Genomic DNA, 6,570 nt, shown 5'->3' with positions numbered 1-6,570 from the left:
ATCTCATCTGAATAAGTTTGAAATTTATCCCCTTTTTTAACCATAATAAAATCCCCTCCAAGTAAAAGTGTAACATCCATGTGTATTCATGGTCTTTTTACACTGTCTACCTTAAGGGGATAATATCAGTTCACCTGTCCTTTTGTATTCTCTATTCATGATAAGTTTGGTATCTTTCTATGTTTTGTCGCCTGTTCAAAAGCGTATGCTAGTTTAATTAATGTCCCTTCACTAAAAGCAGTACTCGAAAGAGTAATCCCAAAAGGCCTCCCGCTTTTCATATATCCAGCCGGTATTGCTATAGAAGGATAACCAGCTTTTGCACATATAGTAGACCCTATATAGGAAGGGAACAGTATCGCGTCAAGATTATATTTTTCCAATGCAAAATCAATACCCTGTTCTTGTGAAAAATATATATCTTCTAATCTGGCATTTAAATATTCAGGATTTCTTAACGTATTAGGAAAATCTTTTCTTCTTTCTAATTTATTTTGTCCATATTTTAATGCCTTTTCTGCTATATTTTCATTAAACTCCATTAACTCCAACATAGAATGTATTGGAATAGTAGAAGGTAATTTAGAAAGATAGTTATCTAAGCTATGCTTCAGTTCATAAAGTGGAACTCCCCAACTCCATTCCCTATGAAAAGACGGAATATCAATATCTTCTACTGCTATCGCTCCCTCATTACGTAATACTTGAATCGTTTCCTTAAACAATTTTTCATCGTACTCACCATTTTCGTAATAATCTTTTGGTGCATTGCTAAATACACCTATCTTCGCTCCATTTAAACCATTAGCATCAAGGTAAGATGTATAATCCTGATATGCCATATCTTCACTTTTATGAGTAGCTACATCTTTCTCATCCACTCCCGTTAAGCTCCCTAATAGAATAGCAGCATCTGTTACCGTTCTAGCAAACGGACCGGCTGTATCTTGAGAATATGTGAACGGAATAATGCCTCTACGGCTAATTAAACCAACAGTCGGTTTAATACCTACTACAGAGTTTTGAACAGCCGGACTCAAAATAGAAGCATCCGTTTCTGTTCCAACAGATAATACTGAAAAATTAGCAGCAACTGCTATGGCAGACCCTGTACTCGATCCACCAACAAACATATCATCCTTTCCTGTACCGTAAGGATTAATCGTTTGACCGCCTCTAGCGCTATATCCAGCCCACATTTCAAAAGACATTCCGTTTGCTAATTCTGTCATGTTTGCTTTCCCTATTATAATCGCACCTGCTTCTCGGAGCTTTTTAACAAGAAATGCATCTTCACTACTTATATTTTGTTCTAGAGCAATCGTACCTGCACTTGTATGCATTGAGTCATTCGTTTCAATATTGTCCTTTAGCAACACAGGTATACCATGCAATGGTCCCCTTACACCTTTTGTCTTTCTTTCATAATCTAACGCTTCTGCAATAAAAATAGCATCTGGATTTATTTCTAAAATAGAATTGATTTTCGGGCCATCTTGGTCATACTTTGCGATTCTATGAAGATAATACATGACTAATTCTTTTGAAGTTAACTTCCCCTCCTCCATTGCAGTTTGTATATCATGAATTGTTAATTCTTTTTGCAATAATGTATTAAACTGGATTTCCATTTTCATTCTCCTTTTATAAGCCCTTTTATATATGACGTATATCTATTACTTTTTCATTTTCTCCGCTCCTCGCATTAACAACTACTATCCCTATACAGGAATTCAACTCACCTATTTAAAAACCTTTAATTTCCAGAGAAATAAAAAGAGTCTGAAACGAATTCAATATCGCCTCAGACCCTTTTTATTATTTTACATATACCTCTTCTAGCAAATGTAAAAACTCTCCTTGTTTACCTGCTAATTCAGGGCATTTGTTAATATCAACCCACTCATAACAAAATACTAAACCTTTGTCTTCCTCACCAGCACTTACTATATGTTCCCACGTATCTTTCACATCTGTTAATAATGAAATGTGGAAAAAATGACGTTTTTGATATTCCTTTTTTTCTTTCATATAAATAATGTAACCAGAAAGGAAGCGCTCGATACAAAAATGGCGTAGCCCTGATTCTTCTTGTACTTCGCGTAAAATTGCTGCCTCTAACGTCTCTCCTTCATCTACTGTCCCACCTGGCACTTGGATACCAGCCTCTCGTATATCACGATGTTTAAAAACGAGTAGTTGCATAACCCCTTCTTTTTCTCTCGTAATATATGCATGTACCTTTTTCTTATATAACATCGTCATCTTAGCCCTCTCCCCTCAATTCATTACTGCGTTACTTCTTCAATCGTCAGTTGGTTTTCATATAAATATGTAGCTTGCGGATTCCCAACATACCGTACATGCCACGGTTCATAACGATAACCGGTAATCCCTTCTTTCTCTTTCGTATATCGAATAACAAAACCAAACTTATGGGCATTTTCAGAAAGCCACTTTCCTTCTTTCGTCTCCCCAAAAACAGTTTCTAGCTGAAATTTAGCAGATTGAGATGTAATATCCATAGCTAGTCCTGTTTGATGTTCACTCGTACCGGGGACTGCACTAGACATCGCTGTCTTTGCTTCTCCATCTTGTCTTTTATACATTGTATTTAATGCTTTTTGTCGATCAAAAGATCTAAATCCAGAGACTGCAAAAAGGAAAATCCGCTCATTATCGGCTTGCTGAAACATTTCCTCAAGTGCCATCGCTGCCTCTTTCCTCATTTTTTTCTTCTCTTGATCACCTTCACTAGAGTAACGTACTTTCGGAATAACTAAATCCGGTGGTCTATACCCATCTGGTAACCGCCTATTTTTATTCACAAGTACAAGCATCGAATTTGGATTACTAATGACTGCGATATCCCCATCCATATTAGCAATCGTTTCTTTTGCTTTCGGGAATATATTGTTTACATTCACTTCCCGCGCCTCTTGATCCTTGTACATCTTATAATTTATTCCTGCTACTCCAACAATCAGTATCATTGCTACGATACCAAGTAGTGCCCATCTTTTTTTCATATAACGACCTCTTATTTTAATAATTTGGCCATTTCATACTCATCGACACCTTTTCCATCGATGATAAGCGCAGATTTTTTGACACCTTCTTGTTCAAATCCAATTTTGCTATATAGTGCCTGAGCTCTTGTATTGTGGGCCATTACCGTTAATTCTAAACGCCATACATCATGTAATCTTGCCCACTTCTCTACTTCTTTAAACAAACTCGTTCCAATACCTCGGCCACTATACTCTTGCAATATACCAATTACAATGCCTGCCACATGTCTCTTTCTTTGAATATTATTTCCATTAACTAAAATAAACCCTACTATTCTCTCTTCTTCAACTGCTACAAATATTGTCGCATATTCATTTTCTATAAAACGGTGGACCATCTTTTCTTGTTGCTCTACTGTAGTTTTTCGTTCTCCTGGTTCGTATAACATAAATTTCGTTTCTTCATCTAATTGCTTACTTAAATGCAAAAATGATGCTGCATCTTCTACTCTAATCTCTCGTATCACCTTGATCCCCTACCCATTCTGTTAGTTAAAAATTTTCCTTGTAAAAAGATTTTCTCCACTATTCCGAAAATTCCTCTTTAAATTCCTTACTATAAATAGACAAATTTCGATATCGATATAATAATAGGGAATTTTGTCTATAATGTGACATGTCTTTCTACCTATAGATTATGAATAAAAAAAACCGTAAGCTTCTCGCTTACGTTTTCCCGTATTAACGGGTATCCTGTTTGATGGGGGCTAATTAAATTCCCACTTTATCCATTCACTTTTTCCGCTTGCCAAAAATACCCTCCAAATGCTTTAGCAAGAACATCAATCGATCTATTTAATTCTTCCTCTGTATTATCTACGCCACCAACTTCAATTAAAATCGCCTGTCCTGATAAGTCTTGATTATAAACTCCATTTCCTGTTTGGAACCCTTTTTGAATTACACCACGGCTCACTCCTGGATATTTCTTATTAATTTCCTCATGAAGAGCTGTTGCTAATTGTAAGTTCTTTTCATAATTTTTATTTCCTTTCCCAATTACAAAAGCAAGCTTTGCATATGATTTATCTCCAATTGTTTTTGTCGTGACATTTTTCCGTGCACTATCACGGTGCAAATCGAAAAAATATTGGAGTTCTTTATTACCAGCCATCGCTTCTTGTACAATTTCTCGTGATAGTTTATAAGAACTATTACTGTTTAATCCTTTACTTATTAATTTTTGACCAACATCAGTTTTATCGTTAGTAGCACCAATTCCTTCACTTTCTAACTGTTCACGCAATCGATCGCCAACTATTGAAATATTCGTTACAGAACTCGTTGCTTTATTTGGATTTGGATCATTCGTTAAGTTGAGTAACGGCAAATAAGATTCCCAGCTATGTGAATGATAAATCAATGCAACTTGTCTTTTTCCCGTCGTTTGAGATGGTTGTTTCTTCTCTTTATTCGGATCAGGCTTAGGAACTTGTCCAGCTTCTCCAGTCCGTTCCTTCACTACTTCTTCAAGAGGAACACTCGATTCTATCGGTAAGTTGGAGTAATTTGTTCCTTCACCTGCTATAACGATTTCTGTATCATACTTTCCAAATCCCGGAAGCTCCTTTCCGACAAAACTACGTACATCATCAAAACGAATATTCGTAGCCATCGAAAAGAGGAATGAAGAAATAGAAAAGTCTTGATTCAAATTCCGGTACTCCTGTGTAAAATAATGATTCTCTTTCCCAATAACGTACATGTAACCATTCATTGATAACTCATTTAACCAATTATATAAATACGTTGACTTCGTCTCTTTCATGGAAGTTACCATTACACTAATAAGAAAAAAAGTCGCTAATACCGTAGTAATAACAAATAAAATTAACTTGCGTACACTTGTTAATTTCACATAAAAAAAGCCTCGATTCATACTATCACCCTCTCTATTTCAAGTTATGTACAAGCTCTAGAGAATAGACCGCTTAAATTTCGGCTATATTGTTAATGAGGTGAAATGAATTGAAGCTACTAATAGGAGCATTACCAATCGCTTTATCAATTACTTTTTATTTACTTGCTTTACATCCTAAAATTCGTATTGTGCTACATATTTTCGCATACTTAGCACTGTATGTACTCGGGACAATTATTTCTATTAATATATATGATGTTTTAATACAAAATTTAGTTTTCATGACAAGCATTCATGGGATTTTACTAAATCCACTTTTTCTACTTGCAGGAGCGTATATAGGGATATACACTTTGTACTTAATTTTGTCTCAAATTATTATGAAACTAATGAATTCTAAAAATGGAGTGTAACGAAATCCAGCCACCATTCATCTGTCATACATGTAAAAAAAGAATAGCGAGAAAGAAAGATCTTATTACCTCTACATGGCATTTCCGCTTTTATTTATTTCACAACACTTGTTTCAAAAATCAGCAATTATTTGTCTCACGTTTTATTCCTATAAATACACTCTTTGGTTTCTTTCTTATTATATATGGGCTTATTGTAGGTAGCATTCTAATGTTCACAGAGCCATCTATCGTTTGGCTTATTTTTTTGCTTCCTATCTTATATCGATTTTTTTCATATTATTACGTTGAACGTTTTTTCTGTAAATAACTAGTAGACTGACCTCTAGGAATGCTTAAACACTCCCATTCATTTTCTTTTAACATTTTACCAATGTAAATAATTTGTCCAATATGTAAAGCATAGTGAGAAATTTGCCTTTCGATTGCTTGCATTACAGTGTGTTCTTCTCCGCGAATGTATACTTTCTGCGAAACCTTCTCTGGCGTTAAATTATCCAAAGTTTCAAAAACATAATCCCATCCTTCTTGCCACGCAGTAAGAGCTTCTTGTTTTGAATTGTAGCCGCCTTCAAATTCACCATCTCGGTTACGATCTGTTTTTTCACCATCAGACGTTAAAAAATTCGTCCACCTTGAACACATATTTCCATGTAAATGCTTAATAATAATCGCAATACTATTTGTCTCTTCATGAGAAGACCACATTATCTGTTCATAAGATAATTGAGAAAGTACTCGTTCTCCTTGTTTTTGTGTTGCTTTGAAATTCGAAATTGCACATTGTAAATATTCTCGTCCGATATCCAAATTAACACCTACCTTCACACTAACTAATTTTCGTTCCATTCGGTAGTTCCATATTAGGCTGAAGTAAAACAACATCGCCAGCTTCAGGAACTCCGCCAAGTACAAGCACTTCCGATTTAAATCCTGCCACACGCTTTGGTGGAAAATTCACAACAGCAACCACTTGTTGACCGATTAAATCTTCTGGGCTGTACCTTTTCGTAATTTGAGCACTAGATTGCTTAACCCCTAACTCTCCAAAATCAATTTCTAACTTAATTGCAGGAACCCTTGCTTCTTTAAATTCCTCCGCCTTTCTTACCGTCCCAATTCGCAAATCCAAATTTAAAAACCCTTCAAAACTAGCCATTTTATCAATCCTCCCAATTACTACTTAGACAAAACATAAAAATCCCCTTCAAAAAAAAGAAAGGCG

General features: G+C 35.4%; 9 protein-coding genes. 2 read left to right on the top strand and 7 right to left on the bottom strand.

The features are described 5' to 3' along the window. Window positions 1-155 precede the first annotated feature (155 nt). The 5 genes from BWGOE10_RS09745 to spoIIP form a co-directional block, all read right to left on the bottom strand. Window positions 156-1,631, bottom strand: a complete 1,476-nt coding sequence (locus BWGOE10_RS09745) for an amidase family protein (RefSeq protein WP_070142075.1) — start codon at window positions 1,629-1,631, stop codon at window positions 156-158. A gap of 187 nt (window positions 1,632-1,818) precedes the next feature. Beyond that, window positions 1,819-2,265 carry an NUDIX hydrolase gene (locus BWGOE10_RS09740; RefSeq protein WP_070142073.1) on the bottom strand — a complete coding sequence of 149 codons (447 nt, stop codon included), beginning with the start codon at window positions 2,263-2,265 and terminating at the stop codon, window positions 1,819-1,821. Between the two features lie 23 nt (window positions 2,266-2,288). Then, window positions 2,289-3,029: a D-alanyl-D-alanine carboxypeptidase family protein gene (locus BWGOE10_RS09735; protein ID WP_070142071.1), complete on the bottom strand. Its 741-nt coding sequence runs from the start codon at window positions 3,027-3,029 to the stop codon at window positions 2,289-2,291. 11 nt (window positions 3,030-3,040) lie between these two features. Further along, window positions 3,041-3,538, bottom strand: a complete 498-nt coding sequence (locus BWGOE10_RS09730; RefSeq protein ID WP_070142069.1) for a GNAT family N-acetyltransferase — start codon at window positions 3,536-3,538, stop codon at window positions 3,041-3,043. 257 nt (window positions 3,539-3,795) lie between these two features. Further along, complete coding sequence (gene spoIIP / locus BWGOE10_RS09725; protein WP_070142067.1) at window positions 3,796-4,950, bottom strand: stage II sporulation protein SpoIIP; 1,155 nt, start codon at window positions 4,948-4,950, stop codon at window positions 3,796-3,798. Between the two features lie 89 nt (window positions 4,951-5,039). Between spoIIP and BWGOE10_RS09720 the strand changes: the two genes are divergently transcribed. Further along, window positions 5,040-5,345, top strand: coding sequence for a hypothetical protein (locus BWGOE10_RS09720; RefSeq protein WP_070142065.1), 306 nt, complete (start codon window positions 5,040-5,042; stop codon window positions 5,343-5,345). Window positions 5,346-5,349: 4 nt separating this feature from the next. Continuing rightward, window positions 5,350-5,655: a permease gene (locus tag BWGOE10_RS33330; protein WP_081338102.1), complete on the top strand. Its 306-nt coding sequence runs from the start codon at window positions 5,350-5,352 to the stop codon at window positions 5,653-5,655. On the opposite strand, the gene BWGOE10_RS09715 is transcribed toward BWGOE10_RS33330, so the two are convergent. Then, on the bottom strand, window positions 5,628-6,194 hold the full coding sequence (locus BWGOE10_RS09715; RefSeq protein WP_070142063.1) for a DUF1572 domain-containing protein: 567 nt from the start codon (window positions 6,192-6,194) through the stop codon (window positions 5,628-5,630). The genes BWGOE10_RS33330 and BWGOE10_RS09715 overlap by 28 nt on opposite strands. Continuing rightward, complete coding sequence (csaA, locus tag BWGOE10_RS09710) at window positions 6,175-6,504, bottom strand: chaperone CsaA (RefSeq protein WP_070142061.1); 330 nt, start codon at window positions 6,502-6,504, stop codon at window positions 6,175-6,177. The genes BWGOE10_RS09715 and csaA overlap by 20 nt, the downstream gene beginning before the upstream one ends. Window positions 6,505-6,570 lie beyond the last annotated feature (66 nt).

Source organism: Bacillus mycoides (assembly GCF_001757995.1).
In the GTDB taxonomy this organism is placed as follows: domain Bacteria; phylum Bacillota; class Bacilli; order Bacillales; family Bacillaceae_G; genus Bacillus_A; species Bacillus_A mycoides_B.
The sequence above is the reverse complement of the archived record's forward strand: the minus strand, read 5'-3'. Positions and strand labels throughout refer to the sequence as shown.